Source organism: Mycobacterium sp. ST-F2, from assembly GCF_001905655.1.
GTDB lineage: Bacteria > Actinomycetota > Actinomycetes > Mycobacteriales > Mycobacteriaceae > Mycobacterium.
Genome location: NZ_JMHT01000043.1, coordinates 42,741 through 61,710 on the forward strand (window position 1 = coordinate 42,741; position 18,970 = coordinate 61,710).

The 18,970-nt window shown below is 67.6% G+C and carries 10 protein-coding genes; 4 read left to right on the top strand and 6 right to left on the bottom strand.

Features of this window, described 5'->3' with window-relative positions:
- Positions 1–246: 246 nt before the first annotated feature.
- Complete coding sequence (locus tag EB75_RS16970) at positions 247–891, bottom strand: hypothetical protein (protein WP_142239661.1); 645 nt, start codon at positions 889–891, stop codon at positions 247–249.
- Positions 892–1,025: 134 nt separating this feature from the next.
- Here EB75_RS16970 and EB75_RS16975 point away from each other — a divergent pair, with 134 nt between their 5' ends.
- From EB75_RS16975 to EB75_RS16985, 3 genes are all read left to right on the top strand, one after another.
- Positions 1,026–1,379, top strand: a complete 354-nt coding sequence (locus EB75_RS16975) for a hypothetical protein (protein ID WP_020100525.1) — start codon at positions 1,026–1,028, stop codon at positions 1,377–1,379.
- 45 nt (positions 1,380–1,424) lie between these two features.
- Positions 1,425–2,159, top strand: a complete 735-nt coding sequence (locus EB75_RS16980) for a hypothetical protein (RefSeq protein WP_043396370.1) — start codon at positions 1,425–1,427, stop codon at positions 2,157–2,159.
- Between the two features lie 166 nt (positions 2,160–2,325).
- A complete protein-coding gene (locus EB75_RS16985; RefSeq protein WP_073696517.1) occupies positions 2,326–4,065 on the top strand; it encodes an AMP-binding protein in 1,740 nt (579 codons plus the stop codon).
- Positions 4,066–4,164: 99 nt separating this feature from the next.
- Here EB75_RS16985 and EB75_RS16990 read toward each other — a convergent pair whose 3' ends face one another.
- The gene (locus EB75_RS16990; RefSeq protein ID WP_286150225.1) at positions 4,165–7,365 is read right to left on the bottom strand and encodes an MMPL/RND family transporter; all 3,201 of its coding nucleotides are present in this window, start codon (positions 7,363–7,365) and stop codon (positions 4,165–4,167) included.
- Positions 7,366–7,584: 219 nt separating this feature from the next.
- On the opposite strand from EB75_RS16990, the gene EB75_RS16995 reads away from it, so the two are divergent.
- Positions 7,585–8,823: a glycosyltransferase gene (locus EB75_RS16995; RefSeq protein ID WP_073696519.1), complete on the top strand. Its 1,239-nt coding sequence runs from the start codon at positions 7,585–7,587 to the stop codon at positions 8,821–8,823.
- Between the two features lie 16 nt (positions 8,824–8,839).
- Here EB75_RS16995 and EB75_RS17000 read toward each other — a convergent pair whose 3' ends face one another.
- The 4 genes from EB75_RS17000 to pks2 all read right to left on the bottom strand — a co-directional run bounded on the left by EB75_RS17000 (position 8,840) and on the right by pks2 (position 18,946).
- Positions 8,840–10,258 (bottom strand): hypothetical protein, encoded by a 1,419-nt coding sequence (locus EB75_RS17000; RefSeq protein WP_083612362.1) that lies wholly within the window; start codon positions 10,256–10,258, stop codon positions 8,840–8,842.
- A 51-nt stretch (positions 10,259–10,309) separates the two neighbouring features.
- Positions 10,310–11,722, bottom strand: coding sequence for a hypothetical protein (locus EB75_RS17005; RefSeq protein WP_073696521.1), 1,413 nt, complete (start codon positions 11,720–11,722; stop codon positions 10,310–10,312).
- Positions 11,723–11,725: 3 nt separating this feature from the next.
- The gene (locus EB75_RS17010; RefSeq protein ID WP_073696522.1) at positions 11,726–13,195 is read right to left on the bottom strand and encodes a condensation domain-containing protein; all 1,470 of its coding nucleotides are present in this window, start codon (positions 13,193–13,195) and stop codon (positions 11,726–11,728) included.
- A gap of 63 nt (positions 13,196–13,258) precedes the next feature.
- Positions 13,259–18,946: a sulfolipid-1 biosynthesis phthioceranic/hydroxyphthioceranic acid synthase gene (gene pks2 / locus EB75_RS17015; protein ID WP_286150226.1), complete on the bottom strand. Its 5,688-nt coding sequence runs from the start codon at positions 18,944–18,946 to the stop codon at positions 13,259–13,261.
- Positions 18,947–18,970 lie beyond the last annotated feature (24 nt).

Below are 18,970 nucleotides of genomic sequence, written 5' to 3' on the forward strand. Positions count from 1 at the left end.
GGGGACGACGATCTCGCGTCTGGACGCGAGCGCCGCGGTACCACCCCGCTTGCGCACAGCCGACCCGGAGAGGTCGCGCCCGTGCGCCGCTCAACTGCAGGCGATGACGGGCCCACCCGTTCGGTTCTACTGAGCCGCAGCCGCCATGGCCGCTACAGCCGTTCTTCCGAATGCTCCCCGGTGATGGCCGGATCGATGCGAATGCAGCGATTCTAACGGGCGCGGGCCGCCATGGATCACGCCGGACTACTCCGCGACCGGGATGGCTTCCGACGCCAGCTCGATGACGGCGTAGGAGAACTGCTCGGCGAGTTCTTCCACGGTGTAGGGCTCGAACTGATGCCGGGCGTACCACCAATCGACGTGCAGCTCGTCACCGGTGTGGCACGCACGAACCTCGAGAGTGTGCGCCGGGCCGGGGTGCTCGCCGTCGATCGCGGACATGCCGTAGCTGAACAACACGTCGGCAACGTCATTCGGGTCTGCGGTGGCGGCCGCCAGCGCGGCGCGCACCGACTGCACCATCGTGGTGGCGTCCACCTCGGATGCCGAGACGGCGTCGACCTCGAGCTGACGAATCACAGCGAGTCCGCCGCCAGAGCGTTCCTTCGCTGCGGCCACGTCGACCGCGGCTCGGCCGGGCCCGAAGACCCGCTCGATCGCGCGGCCGAGCGCTCCGATCAGCAGCACCTCGGCATCGACTCCCAGATATTCGACCGCGCCCTCGAGCTCGGCCGTGATCACCGGCGACAGCGATGCCTCGAGGCGCCGCATATCGACCTCAGTACCGACGGTGTCGTAACCGCCGAACTCGTAGTCGGCGACATGCATTGTCGCCGCAGCAGCAGAAGGAAGAACGGCGTCCATCGCGCCGGCATACGCAACAGTCATGTGATGCACACTACAACACGATTCCCAAATTTGGGACATAGCTCCCGAAACTGTGACGCCCATGTCAATTACGGCTTATGTGTCGCAAAAACAGTTGCTAGCAACCAAAGGGGGGAAGGGTCTATCGTGGCAGAGTGCCCCGAACAGACCAGAACGGCAGACAGCTCAAGGCGCTGCTCGACTACATCTTCGACGGCGACGTCGAAGCGAGGGAGATCTACGGTGCGCTCGGAACGTCGAGCAGTACGTACTACCGGCGAATCAAAGAGGCCGACTATCCCAACGCGGAAGAACTCCGCCTGGTGGCCGATCACTTCCGGTTGAGCTATCCCGACCTGCAGGTTCGGTTCGGCCTGATGAGCCACGACGAGGTCATCAACTACATCCAATCGGCACCCCTCGCGGTTGCCACGGCGGCGCCGGCGGTCCCCAAACGCGCCACAAAGTTGTCGGAAATGACGCGACGTGCTGATGCGCCGCCGCTATGACCAGTAGAATCTGAGCGTTCGCAGGCGCTGGCAAAGGCTCCAACCATGGCTCTCACATTGCTCATCACCATCACTCTCGCCTGTATGGCGTGGAGTTTGTGGATTCGTCGCGTCACCTGGTCGTGCCGCTGGGAAGTGGCAGCGACCCTCAACATCGCGCTGCAGGCCGCCGCCGTCGCCCTGATGTCCCCGATGGCCGCCGACACCCTGGGCCGCGCCATCCACTCGGCAACCGGTGTGTGGAACCTGCCCGCCTACCTCGGACATGACTGCTACATCGTGGCCGCCTCGGCCATCGTCTACAACGCCATCGGCCGCCTGGCCGACGACGCCGCCATGCAGAAGATGTTCACGCAGTACATCGAGCGGCCCGCGACCCTGTGCATCCCGGTGCTGCTCGCGCTCTTCTCGATGAGCGTGGCCGGTCGCGAGTACTCCCCCGACCTGTTCACCATGCCCACCGACGGCTGGCTGGCCGCGTACTGGCTGGTGCTGTGCGGCACCCTGACCTACCTGCTGGTGTTCGGCGGCCGCGCCCTGCTGGTGTTGCGCAAGAACCCCGACTCGCGGCGCATCGCCAACATCTATCTGTTCGCCACCGCCAGCGGCATCATGGCCTGCGCCACCCGCATCCTGACATCGCTGGTGCCCGAGCTGCAGCCCCTCGAAGACGGCAAGTTCGTCTGGGTCTTCGCCTGCATGTGCGGCGGGGTCTTCGCGCTGGCGTCCGCGCACTCGTGGCTGATCAAGACCAAGTGGTTCTCGAAGGCGGCCCACTGAGCCTCCAGCGCTGACCGTCGGAGACTCGTCAGCAAAAGGCCCGATCCGTCAAAATCTGCGAGGATGCCTTACTCTGCTATCCGGCACCCGGTGTCAGTTTGACTGTGTTTCACCACCTTCGACGACACCCGGCCTTCACCCCTGCCCGAACATCCCCGAGGAGGAAGTGTCCGTGATCGAGTCGTCTCTGCCGGCCGTCCTGCGCGAGCGCGCCAGCCTGCAACCCAACGACGTGGCTTTCACGTTCATGGACTACGACACCGACCCCGATGGCGTGGCCAAGACCCTCACCTGGGCTCAGCTGTACCAGCAGAGCGTCGCAGTGGCGCACGAACTGCGCCAGCACGGTGAGATCGGCGACCGCGTGGTGATCGTCGCCCCGCAGTGCCTCGAATACGTCGTCGGCTTCCTCGGCGCCCTCGAGGCCGGCATGATCGCCGTCCCGCTGACCCAGCCGATCATGGGCCACCACGACGAGCGCGTCATCTCGGTCATGAAGGATGCGCAGCCGGTCGTAGCCCTGACCACCGCGGCCAGCAAGGACGCCGTCGCGCAGTACGCGACGCCGAACGACGACGGCCGCAGCCCCGTCGTCCTCGCTGTCGACGAACTGGACCTGGAGACGCGTCGTAAGCCGTTCTCCCGCCGCGAAGTTCGGCCCGAGACCGCGTACCTGCAGTACACCTCCGGCTCGACCCGCACCGCCGCCGGCGTGATGGTCTCGCACCGCAACGTCTCGGCCAACTACGAGCAGATGATCGCGGTCTTCTTCTCCGAGTGGGGCAAGGTCGCGCCGGCCGGCAGCACCGTGGTGACATGGCTGCCGCTGTACCACGACATGGGCCTGCTGCTCGGCGTGTGCACGCCGATCCTGGGCGGCTGGCACACCGTGATGACCAGCCCCATCTCGTTCCTGGTCAAGCCCGCCCGCTGGATGCAGTTGATGGGCAGCCACAAGAACGTCATCACCGCCGCGCCGAACTTCGCCTTCGACCTGGCCGCCGCGCGGACCACCGACGAGGACATGGCCGGCAAGGACCTGAGCACGGTCCTGACGGTCTTCAGCGGCGCCGAGCGCGTACAGCCGACCACCGTGAAGCGCTACATCCAGCGCTTCGCCAAGTTCGGGCTGCCGGGCAAGTCTGTCCGCCCGAGCTACGGCCTGGCCGAGGCGACCCTCTACGTGGCATCCCGCGAATCTGGCGAGCCGCCGACGGTCGTGGAATTCGACACCGAGAAGCTTGCCGACGGCATCGTCGAGCGCGTCGAGTCCGGCAGCCCGCTCGTGAGCTACGGCTTCTCGCCCTCCCCCCTGGTTCGCATCGTCGACCCGGAGACCCGCCGCGAGGCTGCCGAGGGCACCGTCGGTGAAATCTGGACGCACGGCGAGAACGTGTGTGCCGGCTACTGGAACAAGCCCGAGGAAACCGAGAAGACCTTCCGCGGCGTACTCGAGGACGCTCCCGAGGGCACCCCGTCGGAGTACTGGCTGCGTACCGGCGACCTCGGCTTCATCTCCGAAGGCTCGCTGTTCATCATCGGCCGGATCAAGGACCTGCTGATCATCCGCGGCCGCAACCTGTACCCCGACGACATCGAGGCCACCGTCAGCGCGGTCTCGGGTGGCCGTACCGCCGCCGTCGGTTTCGAGGAGGACGGTGTCGAACAGTTCGCCGTCGTCATCGAGATGAAGAAGCGCGGCGAGACCGAGGACGAGGTCCGCGAGAACCTGGCACAGGTCAAGCACGACATCACCTCGGCCATCTCCCAGGTGCACGGTGTGAATGCCGCCGACCTGGTGCTGGTCGGCCGGGGCTCGATCCCGATCACCACGAGCGGCAAGATCCGCCGCCAGGCCTGCACCGAGCTGTACCGCAAGGGCGAACTGGCGCGGCTGGACGCCTGACCCATCCGTAACCGACTACGGCCGCAACATCGATGATGTTGCGGCCGTAGTCGTTTCAGGGCTCGACAGCGGCCGTCGGTATTGCGGCCTGACGCGCGCTCAGCCGAGCGAGAAGCCGCGGTGCTGTACCGCGCCGGCGGCCTCGAAGGCCGTCGTCATCTGGCAGGCGTCACACGTCGCCGCGTAGCCGCAGTCCGGGCAGGGTTCGGCCTCGTCGGATGCATGCCGGGCCTCACGTTCGGCCATGAGCCGTTCGGTGTTGGCCAGGGCCAGTGCCTCCTCGGCCTCCTCGCGCTTACGCCGCGGCGACTTGGACGGCCACCAGTTCGCGTCACCGAGCAGGGCCGCCGTCGCCGGCACCGTGACCGTACGGACGATGAACGTGTCCAGCAGCAGACCGACACCGATGATGAAGCCGAGCTGGACGGCGCCCAGGATGCTACTGACCGTCATCGCAAGCATGGACGCCGCGAAGATCAGACCGGCAGACGTGATGACGCCGCCCGTCGCGGCGACCGTTTTCACGATCGCCGAGCGCACGCCCCATTTCGCTTCGTCACGTATTCGGGATATCAACAGCAGGTTGTAGTCGGCGCCGACCGCGACGAGCACCAGGAAGGCGATACCGGGCACACTCCAGGAGATGTCGTAGCCCAGGAAGAACTGGAAGAACACCACGCCGATGCCGAGCGCCGAGCCGTACGACAGCACCACCGAGAGCACCAGGTAGAGCGGGGCCACGACGGATCGCAGCAGCTGCACCAGGATCAGGAACACCACGATGAGGGTGACGATCACGATGTACTGGATGTCGCTGTTGTAGTAGTCGCGAATGTCGCGGTTCACCGCGGACAGACCGACCATCGACACCTTGGCATCGGACAACGTCGTGTTCGGCAGCGCCGTCTGCGCCGCTTTGACGATCGCGTTGGTCTGGTCCATGGCTTCGGTGCCGAACGGGTTCAGCGCGGTCTGCACCAGGTAGCGAACGGTGTGCCCGTCCGGGGACACGAACAGCGTCGCGGCCTTCTCGAACTCGTTCCGGCTCAGAATCTCGGGCGGCACGTAGAAACCGGCCATCTGCGGCGTGTTCGCGTCGCGCCGCATACCGAGCAGGAATGACGAGGCCTGGGTCAGACCACCGCCCATCCCCCGGACCTGGTCGACCAACAGCTTCACGCCGTCGGCGAGCTGCTTGCTCGAATCGGCCAGCAGATTGACACCGTCGACCGCCTGCTGCAGGCGCCGCTCCAGATCCGCGGTGTCGTACAGCCGCAGCTGCTTGAGCAGGCTGGTGATGCTCTCGATGTTGCTGCCCATGCCCCGGACCTTGTCGTCCATACCGGGGTCACTCTTGTACTGCTGCAGCATGTGGCCGAGGTTGATGACCTTCTGGACCGTCTCGGGATCGTTGCCCTCGTTGACGTTCTGCAGGCCGATCTTCAGGTCGTTGCACGCCGGGTAGTAGTTGCAGAACGGCGTGGCGTTCAGCGTCTCGAGGGCCTTGCCGGACCATTTGTAGACGTCACCGACCCGGACCAGCTGCCCGCCGACGGCGTCGCCCAGCGAGGTCATCTGGGACACCATCTTGGCCGACTTGTCCAGGTCGTCCAGGGTCTTGGAGCCCCCGTACTTGCTCTGGATCGCGGACATCTGGCTCAACATGGACCGCACGGGGCCGATCCCCCCGAGCACCTGCGTGCGAATCTGGTTCAGGGCGTCGGCCAGCTGGTACTCGCCGTCGACCAGCTTCTGCAGATTGCTGTCATTGCTGTTGATGATGTTCGAGGCGTCTTTGAGCTTGCTGCCGACCTCACCGGCCTGATAGGTGGCCTTGGCCTGCTCCAGCACATCGCCGGTCGGGCGGGTGATACCGCGGACCGCGTCGATGTGCGGCAGCTGGGCGATGCGCTGCGCCATCTGCTCCATGTCGGCGAGCGACTTCGGGGCGCGGAGGTCGCGCGGCGACTGGATCAGCACGAACTGCTGCATGGTGGTGCTGACCGGGAAGTGTTTGTTCAGGGCCGTATAGGCGACGTTGCTCGCCGCATCCGGATCGAGATCCTTGCGGTTGTCGTAGTTGTAGCGGACGAGCGTGGCGCAGCCGGCGAGAACCAGCAGGACCGCGAGGCTGCCGGCCAGGTGGGTGACCGGGCGACGCACGATGTTGACGCCCGAGCGGCGCCAGAACCGGCCCGTCATGTCCTTGCGGGGCTTGATCCAGCCGCGCCGCCCGACCAGGACGATCAGCGCGGGCAGCATCGTCACCGAGGCGAGGAACCCGACCAGGACGGTCACCGCGAGCGCGGGGCCGATGGTGGCGAACACCCCGAGCGTGGCGAACGAGAGCGCCAGGAAGGTGATCGCCACGGTGCCGGCCGAACCGGCGATGACTTCACCGATCGACGTCAGCGCAGAGATCAGCGCCTGATCGCTGGCGACGCCTTGTCGGATGAACTCCTGATATCGACTGAACAGGAAGATGGCGTAGTCGGTGCCCGCGCCCATCATCATGCCGGTCATCAGCACCAGGGTCTGCGGCCCAACCGCGAGACCCAATAGGCCCAGGCCTGCCACCAGCTGTTGGGCCACGATCAACGAGACACCGATGGTGACCAGCGGCAGCAACATCGCGACCACGCTTCGGTACACGATGATGAGGATCGAGAAGACCAGGATGCCGGTGGCCGTCTCGATCATGTGCTGATCGCGGGCACCGATGTCGTTGATGTCCTGGAAGGTGGCCGCCGCACCCACCATGTTCAGCGTCAGATCGCTGCCTTTGACCACCTCTTGGATGGTCTTCAGGGCATTGCGGTAGGCCAGCTGCCCCGGTCCGGTGCCCATGCTCCCGACGAGGCTGACCGGCAGCTGCACCGCTTTCCCGTCTTTACTGGCCATCACCTGGCGCAGTTCGGGAATGTGGATGAAGTCCTGCGTCGACCTGACGTTGGTCTTGTCGGCGTTGAGTTTGTCCACCAGGCGGCGGTAGACCTCTTCGTCGTCCTTGCTGAAGCCCTTGTCGTTGGTCAGCAGGACGACCGCGATGTTGCCGGCGTCAGCTTCGCGGAACGCATTCTTCATCGCGTTGCCGGCGATCAGCGTCGACGCTTCGGGAGGCAGGAAAGGCGGCGGGCGGCGGCTGGCAACGTCGATCAACGTCGGAAGCGCGAGAAACAGGACGGCGGCTATCCCGATCCAGGCTGCCAGAACCACGACAGGACGCCGCACCACGTACTTGCCGAGGGCGGCGAAACCCGCATGTGCCAAAGCACCGCTTGGCCTGGCACGTTTCAGCATCCCCGACAGGCTACACGCCGCAAACCGATCTGACGCACCGACTGGCGCAGCAACATCTGTGCCGCAAACCAACCGCATGGTCGGCCCCATGCTGTAATCGTGTGTGCCACTTTTGATGACACCCCGCTCGCGCCACACCCGCGGTGGCCGCACGCCCGAATTGCCATTGTACGGGTCGCTGCACGGAAATAGCTGGAAGACACGGAAATTCGGTGTGCTGTGAAGTTTGCGATCGCCATTCACGGCACGCGCGGTGACATCGAACCGAGCGGCGCAGTGGCCAGAGAACTGCTCCGGAGGGGCCACGAAGTACGGATGGCCGTGCCGCCGAATCTGATTTCATTCGTCGCATCCGCGGGTCTTCCACAGCCCGCCAGCTACGGCGTGGATTCTCAGCAGCAACTCGATGCGGACATTTTTCGCGACCATTTCAAGCTCAAGAATCCGGTCCGCGCGATAGCCGAAATCCGCGACTACATGACCCAGGGTTGGCAGGACATGAGCGCGACGCTGACAGAGGTCGCCGCCGGTGCCGATCTGCTCCTTGCCGGGACCACCTATCAAGAGGTGGCCGCCAACGTCGCCGAACATTTCGACATCCCGCTGGCCGCCCTGCACTACTTCCCGTTCCGGCCCAACAGTCAAGTGCTTCCGGTGCCGCTGCCGCTCCCGCTGATCCGCCGCGGCTTTGCGGTCGGTGAATGGTTCCACTGGCGCCTGCTCAAGGAGGCCGAGGACATCCAGCGGCGCACCCTGGGCCTGCCGCCGGCCACCGTCCGCGCGGTCCGCCGCATCGAGGACCGCGGCGCCCTGGAAATCCAGGCCTACGACGAGGTGCTGTTCCCGGGGCTGGCAGCCGAGTACGGCGACACCAAGCCATTGGTCGGTTCCATGTCGATGGAACTGCAGACCGATACCGATGCCGACGTGATGGACTGGATCGCAGATGGAAAGCCGCCCATCTATTTCGGCTTCGGCAGCATGCCGGTGGCCTCCCCCGCCGACGCCGTGGCGATGATCGAGTCGGTCTGTGCCGAGCTCGGCGAACGGGCCCTGATCAGCGCGGGCGTGTGGGACCTCGCCGGGTTCCCGGTCGGCGAGCACGTCAAGCTGGTCGGCGCCGTCAACCATGCCGCGGTGTTCCCGCTGTGCCGGGCCCTGGTGCACCACGGCGGCGCCGGTACCACGGCGGCCGGCCTGCGCGCCGGGGTGCCGACGGTCGTGTTGTGGGTCAGCGCCGATCAGCCGGTGTGGGCCGGACAGGTCAAGAAGCTGGGCCTCGGCGCGTCAGGCCGGTTCTCCAACACCACGCCGGAGTCACTGAAGGCCGCCTTGCGTACCGCGCTGCAGCCCGAGTGCGCCACCCGCGTCCGAGCCGCTGCCGCACGCATGACCAAGCCGGCAGACAGCGTCGCCCGCACGGCCGACCTGCTGGAAAAGGCCGCGCTGGCCCGGTAGCCCGGGCCGGCGGGCCTCAGTAGACGGCAGTCAGCGGTGTCAGGCCGAACTCGTCGAGCGTCTGCTTGACGTGTTCGCGCAGCGCCGCGCGGGAATTGTCGGCACCCACCTCGTAGCCGACGATGCCGAGGTTCAGCCGGCCGTTGTAGCGGCCGGACGCGACCACCAGCAGCCCACCCGGACGCTCGATGTCCGAACGCTTGACGCGCTGCTCGACGCCCCAGCAGTTGAGGAACGTCGCCTGGTTGACGCCGTCGAGCCGGCACATCAGTGGCGGCATGTCGCTGAAGTTGGAGCATGTCACCGGCATGTCGCCGAGCACCAGATCGGCGGTGCGGTCGACCGCCCGGCGCGGGATGAACGGCGTCAGCGGCAACAGCACGAACGCTTCGTTGGGCTCATCCTTGGCATTCTTGAGCGCGGTCCGCAGCGCACCCCGGACCTCGGTCAGATCCGTCGCGGCATTCGTCGGGTCGACGGTGAGGTTGGTGAACGACATCGCGTTGGCCCGGGTGTCGTCGAGGGACGTACGTTCGTTGATCGACACCATCAGGGACACTTCGCCGGTGTCGGCCCGCTGCCGGCCCATCCGCACGCCGAGGCGCGCGGCGAACGCGGCGGCGAGTGAATACCCGTTGCCGCCGAGCTTCGCAGCCAGCGCATCCCACTGCTCGACATCGATGTGGGTGCCGGCGAACGGCAACATCATGTATTCGTCCGCGGCGGCACCGCCGGTGACCGCCGGGCGGATATCAGCCGACTTGGACATCTCATGCCGGCGCCGGTAGGCCAGCTTCACCGCGGAGACGACCGCGCGGCCGGCCTCGGGCAGATCACGAACGGTCTGCCGGAAATCACCACGGATCGCGTCCCAGCGAGTGCGTGACCCGGGCTGGGCATACCCGAGATCGCGGGTATTGCCGACCGCCGCGTCGACGAACGCACCGACCGCGCCGGACCCGTCGATCAGGCAGTGCGACAACGCCATCGCCACGCCTGTCGACCCGTCGCTGAACGCCTGCACACCCAGATGCCAGCCGGGACCGTGCTCGGGATCGATCGGGATCTGCGAACGCTCCTCGATCCAGTCGCTGAGCTCCGAACGGGGTCGGACCGATTCGCCGATGTCGAGCGGCCGCTCCACTGCCGGCGCGGCAACCCACCGGGCCCGCCCGAACGGCAGCGGCGAGCGCTCGATGTGCCGCGCCACCAGGCCCTTTCCGAAGTTCGCGTGGAACCGGCGCAAGCCGTCGAGATCAACGGGCCCTTCGTAGAACCACAGCGCCAACATGACCTGCACCCGACCACTGGCCCGGTACGACAGGAACGTCGCCTCGTCCATGTAGTCCAGACGGTCCTGCGGACGATCCAGCTCGACCGGCACCCGCCGGAATCGGGTACGGCCGGCCCGCTTTGACCGGGTAACAGTGGACAAAATAGACCTGGCCCTTCACTTTTCGGTTATCGCAATTCGGGGTGTGCAGAGTTATTCGTAGACGGCAGACAGGCCGAATTCGGCCAGCGTCTCCTCCACATGGGCGCGCAGCGTGGCCTTGGTGTTCTCGGCGCCGGGCTGGTACCCGATGACCGCCATCGCCACCCGGCCGATCACCTGCATCGAGATGACGGTCAGAATGCCCTTGCGGTGCTCCAGAACCCCGCGCGGCACCTGGCCATCGACGCCGCGGGCCATCAAGTACTCGGCCGGCGTACCGTCGACGCGCGCCAGATCATCCGGCAGCACCCCGAGGTTCGAGCAGAACACGGGCAGCTCACCGAACCCGACCGCGATATCGGCGGCCTGGGTGACGGCCCGCTTCGGGATGAACGGCGTCAGCGGCAGCAGCTCCAACTTCTCGTCGGGCTCCTCACGCATCTTGCGCAGGGCCTCCTTGATGACGGCGCGAGTTTCCGTCAGGTCCTCGGCAACGCCCTTGGGGTTGACCCGCGCATCACCGATCAGTACCGCGTTGGCGCGGGTGTCCTCGAGCGTGCGGTCGTTGATCGGCACGACCAGGGGCACCACACCTTCGGCCTCGCTGAACCGGCCCATCCGCTGCGACAACCGCGCGGCGAACCCGGCGATCAGCGCGTAGCTGTTTCCGCCCAGCGCTTTGGCCCGGGCATCGAATTCAGCAGCGTCGATGAAGGCCCAGATGGCCGGCACCAACAGGTTTTCCTTGGCACTGGCCGAGTCCAGATGGGCCGCCGGCGACTTGGGCCGTCGCAGCTCGCTGCGCTTCTCGTAGGCCTGCTTGGCCGCGGACTTGATCGAACGACCGAGTTCGGGCAGGTCCCGGAAGGTCTGCCGGACATCCGCGCGCAACGCCTTGAGCGACGAGCGAGACCGCGGCTGGGGCAGACCGAGGTCGCGCCGCTGCCCCGTCACCGACTCGAACACCGTCAACATGGCACCGCCACCGTCGCCGATGCAGTGCGAGCCGACCAGGCTGATCACGGTGGCACCGTCATCGAGCGGCTGCACACCCATGTGCCAGGCCGGACCGAACTCGGGGTCGACCGGAATCTGCGCATGTTCGTCGAGGAAATCGCCCAGCTCGGCGCGCGGACGGACGGTCTCGTACACCCGCATCGGTGCCGGCGGCCCCAGCGACGACACCCAGCGGTGCCGACCGAACGGCAGGATCGACGGCTCGATGCGCCGGCCGGCCAGGCCGTGCCCGAAGTTGTAGTGGAACCGGCGCAGACCCTCCATGTCGACCGGGTGCTCGTAGACCCAGACGCACTGCATGACGGCGGCCTGTCCGGTGGCCCGCAGCCCCAGGAACATCGCCTGATCGACGTAGTCGAGAACCCGGCCCTGGTCGTCGGCGTCGCTGCCCTCACCCAGCCAGCGGCGCAACAAAGGCACACGCGACGGGCGCGTGGAGGTCGTCACAGATCAGCCCTTCACAGCTCGAATCAGATCGCTGCGGCAACCGTTGTGGCGCAAGGCATCCGACCGGCCGGCACCCGAACCACCGTCGGCGACGCGCAGGTACACCGCGCGCATCGCGTGCAGGTACTTGTCCACCGATTCGCGGGCGATGGGGTTGTCCGGGTAGGCGATGGTGACCGAGGTCTCCTTCTCGGAGCGGTTCACCCAGATGCCGATCTGGTAGGCCGAACGCGCGTCGCTGTAGACGCGGCCGTTGAGCCGCTCCCACTCGTTCATGATCGCCGGCGACAGCGGCGGCAGGTTGGTGTCCAGATACGACACCATCGGCACGCCCGGATCCGCCTTGCGGATACCGGGCACCTTGCCCTCGGCCAGTTCGAGCACGCGCTCGAACGGGACGTGCGCCAGGTCCATACCGGCGTCGAACGCCTTCTGCATCGCGCGGGCGGTGTCGCCGAACGAGTCGGGAACCACGGGGACGCTGATCGGCACGACGCCGGTGAACCAGCCCGTCGTCATGAACTCGGCCGGGGTGCGGCGCGTCGTCGTCGGGGTGATGACGTTGTAGACCGGCCGGCCGGTGAGTTCGTGCTCGGCCAGGGCCGCGCAGGCGATGACGCCACCGATGACCCGGGCTCCCGCGGACAGGCAGGCCGACTCGAACCGCTCCGACTGGTGCTTGTCCATCAAACGGACGGTGAGCATCTCTCCACCGCAGGGCACGGTCGGGTCACCCAACGGCAGCGGGAAGCACGGCAGCGTGCCGTCGTTCGCCTCGGCGAACTTGATCCAATCCTTGACCTCAGGGGACTCCAGCGTCAGCGCCGCGGTGGCCTCGGCCTGCTTGATGCAGTAGTCGTCGTAGCTGCCGGCGTCGGCCAGCGGGATCGGCGGGGCGCCACTGACCAGCGCGGCGTACATCAGGTGAATCTCGACCAACACCAGGCCCATCAGCAACGCATCGGTGTGTACGTGATCGATGCTGAAGTAGAAGGTGAAGTGGTCCTCGCGCTGGATGATGCCGAAGTGGAAGCAGTCCCACTGCAGCGGATCGGGCGTCGCCAGCACGTGGTCACGCCACTGCTGCGCATTCATCTCGCCGTGCTCGGTCGGCACCAGCTTGATGTCCCGCGGGCTCTTCGCCGTCCGCCGCACCAACGAGTCGTCGTCGAGCAACTCGAACCAGCTGTGGAACGTGTCGTGCCGGCGCACGTAGGCGTTGATGACGTGCGTCATCGCACGGACGTCGCACTTGCCCGGCATGTCCCACGCGGCGATGTTCAGCCGTGCCATATCGGTGCCGTTGCGCTCGTGTGAGCGGAACGCGCGGATGTGCTGGCTCTGCTGGTAGCTGACCGGTACCGAACTCACCGGTGCATTGCGCAGCTTGGTCAGCGAGGCAGAAGAAGGATTCCAGGAAGTCAGAACACCCGAGGAACCCATCCAGTCATGGATGGTCCTAATCGCAACCATGCTCACTCTCCTGTGCATCGGTGAATTCAGCGTGCGGCTTCTGTGACGCCCTACCCTGACCCGTCATGTCGAAATCGCCGTCGAAATCGCCTCCCCCAGGCGTTCTGCCAGTGCCCGAACATTCGTGATGTCCGACGAACCGATCCGGACTCCCGTCTCGGATTCGATCCGTGTCCGCAGTTCGAGTGCCCCGAGCGAATCGAGGCCATACTCAGCCAGCGGACGGTCGGGATCGACAGATCGCCTAAGTATCATAGACATAGCATCGGTGATCAGGCGCCTCAGCCGAGCCGGGCGCTCCTCTTCCGGCAACGCGTGGAACTCCGCGAGGAATTCGCTGGTGCCCGCACCACCCCGCCCGATGCTGGCGAACGACTCAGCAAACTTGCTGGTCTGGGCGAATGCCACCAGCCAGTCGGCCCCCGCCACGGGGGCGTAGCCGGTGTAGGCACGGTCGTGGCGGATGATCGCGTCGAACGCGTACGCGCCGTCTTCCGGATCGATCGCCATGGCCTCGTCGGACGCCATGCCCTGGCCGGCGCCGATCTTCGCCCAGGCACCCCAGGCGATGGCCGCGGCAGGCAGCCCCTGCGCACGGCGCCACTGGGTGAACGCGTCCAGCCAGCTGTTGGCCGCGGCGTACGCGGCCTGGCCGGGCGAGCCCACCATGGCGGCCGCCGACGAGAACGAGCAGAACCAGTCCAGGTCGGCACCGGCGGTCGCCTCGTGCAGGTACCACGCGCCGTACACCTTCGGCGCCCAGTCGCGCTGGATCAGCTCGTCGGTGATGTTCGGCAACGTCGCATCTTCGACCACCGCGGCGCCGTGCAGGACACCGCGCAGCGGCTTGCCGGTCGATTCCGCGGCGGCAACCAGGCGGGCGGCCGTGTCGGCGGCAGCGATGTCGCCCAGCACCACCTCGACCTCGGCACCCTTGCTCCGGACGGCCTCGATGGCCTTCGCGGTCGCCGCACTCGGCTCCGAACGCGCGTTGAGCACGATGCGTCCGCAACCGCCGGCCGCCAGTTTCTCGGCGAGGAACAGGCCCAGGCCACTCAGACCGCCGGTAACGATGTAGGAACCGTCGGCCCGGTACACGGGAGCGTGCTCCGGCGACAGCACTGCCTCGAACTCCCCGGTGTGCGGGATGTCGAGCACGAGCTTGCCGGTGTGACCGGCCGCGCCCATCACGCGGATGGCGGTGGCCGCGTCGCTCAGCGGGTAGTGCGTGGTGTCGGGCACCGGCAGCACGCCGTCGGCGATCTGTCCGAAGATCGTCTCCAGCATGCCGCGCGTGACGTCGGGGTTGGTCAACGTCAGCAGCGCCAGGTCGAGGGCGTAGAACGACAGGTTCCGGCGGAACGGGAACAGGCCCATGCGGGTGTCGCCGTAGATGTCGCGCTTGCCGATCTCGACGAACCGGCCGCCGAACGTGAGCAGCTCGACGCCGGCCTTCTGGGCTGCGCCGGGCAGCGAGTTCAGCACGACATCCACGCCGTAGCCGTCGGTGTCCCGACGGATCTCCTCGGCGAAGGCAGTGCTGCGGGAATCATAGACGTGCTGAATACCCCAGCTGCGCAACAGCTTTCGACGATCGTCGCTACCAGCGGTGGCGTAGATGTCGGCGCCCGCCGCCCGCGCGATGGCGATGGCGGCCTGTCCCACACCACCGGTGGCGGAGTGGATCAGCACCTTGTCGCCAGCCTGGATGCGGGCCAGGTTGTGCAGGCCGTACCAGGCAGTGGCGTGCGCACTGGGCACAGCCGCCGCGCTGCCCTCGGGCAGGTCGTCCGGGATCTTGACGGCCAGGTTGGCGTCGCACGTGACGAACGTCTTCCAGGCGCCGGTCAGCGAGATGCCCGCCACCCGGTCGCCGATCTGATGATCGGTGACGCCCGGACCGACCGCGGTGACCACACCGGCGAAGTCCGCGCCCGGCTGCGGCAGCCGGCCCTCGAAGCTCGGGTACCGGCCGTACGCGACCAGCACGTCGGCGAAGTTGAGGTTCGACGCGGCGACCGACACCTCGATCTGACCCGGTCCCGGAGCGACGCGCTCGTAGGCGGCCAATTCGGCCGACGACAGATCGCCGGGGGTCCGGATTTGCAGCTGGACGCCGTCGGTCTCGGGCCGCACCACCGTGGTGCGACGCTCCTCGGGCTGCAGCTGGCTCAGGTTCAGGCGCGCGGTGAACCACTCGCCCGACCGCCAGGCCGTCTCGTCCTCTTCCGACCCGGAGAGCAACTCGGCGGCGACATGCGGGACGTCGGCCTGCACGTCCAGATCGATCTGCGTCGGCTTCATCGCCGGGTACTCCATGCCCATTGCCCGCATGAAGCCGCGGATGCCGCCCTGTTCCAGGTTCGCCACGTCACCGGGCGCCACGGTGCGGGCCCCACGGGTGAGTACGTACAGCCGCGCCGGCTGACCCGGCACGTCCGGCAGACCCCGCACGATGTGCACCAGCTGCTCGACCTGCGTCACACCGCGCTGCGCGGTGGCCGCCGATGCCGCAGCCGCCGGCTCCTCGGACGCACCCGTGACGACGACGACGCCCTTGAACGGTTTGGCCGTCAGTATCGCCTGGAGCGCTTCCAGGTTGCCTGCGTGGTCGGCGTCGGCCGGCCACGCCATGGTGGAGACGTCGGCCTCGTCGGACTGCAGCACCTCGGACAGCTTCTCGGTGAGGCTGTCGGCATCTGCCGCGGCGGAGATCAGCAGCCAGCGGCCCGGATCCACGACGTTGGCGACGGGAGCGTCCTGGTTGCGCCATTCGATGTTCAGCAGGCGCTCATTGAGCAGGCGCTCGCGCTGGCCCTCCGCGGAGACACCGGTGCCCAGCCGCAGGCCGGTCACCGACAGCAGCACCGCACCGTGCTCGTCGAGCACATCGATGTCGGCCTCGACCGATGTCGGGGACATGCTGGTCAGCTTGACGTAGCAGCAGTGCGCGTTACGGGTCGACTCGTAGGCGCGCAACCTGCCGACGCCCAGCGGCAGCATCAGCGCGCCGGTGGTGTCGCCGTGCAGATCGGGATGCGCGGCCACTGCCTGGAAGCAGGCGTCGAGCAGCGCAGGATGCACCGTGTACGCGCTCTGCTGCGACCGGATGGCACCGGGCAGCGCGACCGCGGCGAGCACCGTGGTGCCGGCCGTCGTGTGTGCCGCCGTCAGGCCGGTGAACGCCGGGCCGTACTGGATGCCGCGGTCGGCGAACCAGGACCGCAGGTCACCGCCGTCGACATCGTCGGTGTGCGCGGCGACCAGCTTGGCCAGGTTGTAGGCGGGCCGGGCCGCATCGTCGTCGATGGCGTGCAGCGTCGCCGCGGCGCGGCGCACCTGCTCGCCGTCCTGGTAGGTCTCGACGAGGAAGTCGATATCGCCCGACGGGACCGCGGTCGCCACCGCGGACACCGCGGTCTCCTCCTCCAGCAGCAGCATGGCCTCGAAGGTCACGTTGCGCACCTCGGAGGCCTCGCCCAGCACCTCGCGCGCGGCACCGAGGGCCATCTCGCAGTACGCGGCACCGGGCAGCGCCGCCACGTTGTGCACCTGGTGGTCCCCCAGCCACGGCTGCATGCCGGTGCCGACGTCGGACTGCCAGACGTGGCGCTCGGGCTCCTCGGGCAGCCGCACGTGCGCGCCGAGCAGCGGGTGCACCGCCAGCGAAGCACCACCGGGAGCCTGCTCGTGCGGATCGCGCGTCAGGATCAGGTGGTTGCGGGTCCAGGTCGGCAGCGGCACGTCGACCAGCACGCCGTCCGGGTACATGGCCGAGAAGTCGATGGCCGCGCCGGCGTTGTGCAGGTCGGCGACGACCTCGCGCAGGCCGTTGGGCACGTCCTGTTCACGACGCATCGCGGCCAGGGCGGCAATGCCGATGTCCTGGCTCGCGGCGTTCTGGTTGACCGCGTGCACCAGCAAGGGGTGCGGGGCCAGTTCGATGAAGACCCGGAAGCCCTCGTCCAGCGCGGCCTGCACGGCAGCGCCGAAGCGGACGGTGTGGCGCAGGTTGTCGACCCAGTAGTCGGCGTCGTAGTCCGCGGGGTCACGCGGGTCGTACTGCGTGGCCGAGAAGTACGGGACGGTCGGCTCGCCGGGCTCGAGGTCCTCGAGAGCGTCGGCCAGCTCGTCCAGGATCGGGTCGACCTGCGGGGTGTGTGACGCCACGTCGACGGCCACCTCACGGGCCATGACACCGCGCTCGTCCCATTCCTTGACCAGGGCGCGGATGGCGTCCTTGTCACCGCCGACGACAGTCGACTGCGGCGACGCGACGACCGCCAGCACGACGTCGCTGACGCCGCGGGCACCGAGCTCGGAGAGGACCTGCTGTGCGGGCAGTTCCACCGAAGCCATGGCGCCCGAACCGGACACCTTGAGCATCAGGTTCGACCGGCGGCAGATGACCTTGACGCCGTCGGCCAGCGACAGCGCGCCGGAGACGACTGCGGCAGCCGACTCCCCCATGGAGTGTCCGATGACCGCGCCGGGCTGCACACCGTACGACCGCAGGGTCGCGGCGAGGGCCACCTGGACGGCGAAGACGGCGGGCTGGATGCGGTCGATGCCGGTCACCGTCTCACCGGCGGTGATGGCCTGGGTGATGGAGAAGCCCGACTCCGCCTCGATCAGCGGTTCCATCTCGGCGATGGCGGCCGCGAACGCGGGCTCCGCGGCCAACAGGCCGGCGCCCATCGCCGCCCACTGCGAACCCTGACCCGAGAACACCCACACCGGGCCGTGGTCGCTCTTGCCGGCCGAGCGCTGGTACGGGGTCTCGCTGTCGGCGACGTCGCGCAGCGCCTGGATCAGACCCGCGGCGTCCTCGGCGAGGACCGCGGTGCGGACCGGGCGGTGGGCGCGGCGACGGGACAGCGTGTAGGCCGTGTCGGCGAGGTCGAGGGACTCGCCCTGGGCGGCCGCCCAGTCGGCCAGCTTGCCGGCGGTACGGCGCAGTTCCTCGGCCGAGGTCGACGACACCGGGAACAGCAGCTTGCCACCGATGCCCTGGCCCTCGGACTCGACGGTCCGCGGCGACGACTGGGCCGGCGCCTGCTCGACGACGGCGTGCACGTTGGTACCGGACAGGCCGTACGCGGACACCGCGGCGCGACGCGGGTGGTCGGCGGTGGCCGGCCACTGCGTGAGCTCCGTCGGCACGAAAAGGCCGGTGTTGACGGCCGCCATCTCGGCGGGCATCTCGTTGAACAGGAGGTTCTTCGGCACCGCGCCGTGCTGCAGCGCGAGCACGGCCTTCATCAGGCCGACAGCGCCCGACGCGGACTGCGCGTGTCCGATGTTGGTCTTGACCGAACCCAGTACGCACGGCCCGTTGGTGCCGTAAACCGTTGCCAGGCTTGAGAACTCGATCGGATCGCCAACCGGCGTTCCGGTGCCGTGCGCCTCGATGTAGCCGACGGTGGCGGGATCGATGGCGGCAAGGTCCAGGGCACGACGGTAAACGGCGACCTGGGCGTCGGCGCCCGGGGTCGCGATGTTGACGGTGTGACCGTCCTGGTTGCTCGCGGTGCCGCGGATGACGGCGAGGACGCGGTCACCGTCACGCTGCGCATCGTCCAGACGCTTGAGCATGAACATCACCGACGCCTCGGCGGAGACGAAGCCGTCGGCAGCCACGTCGAACGCGTGGCAATGGCCCGTCGGCGACAGCATGCCCTGCGCCGAGCCGGACGACATCTTGCGCGGCTCCAGCATGATCGACGGGACTTGACCCCGTGTGTTGGACACGCTTAATCCCAGGAATGCCTGGGG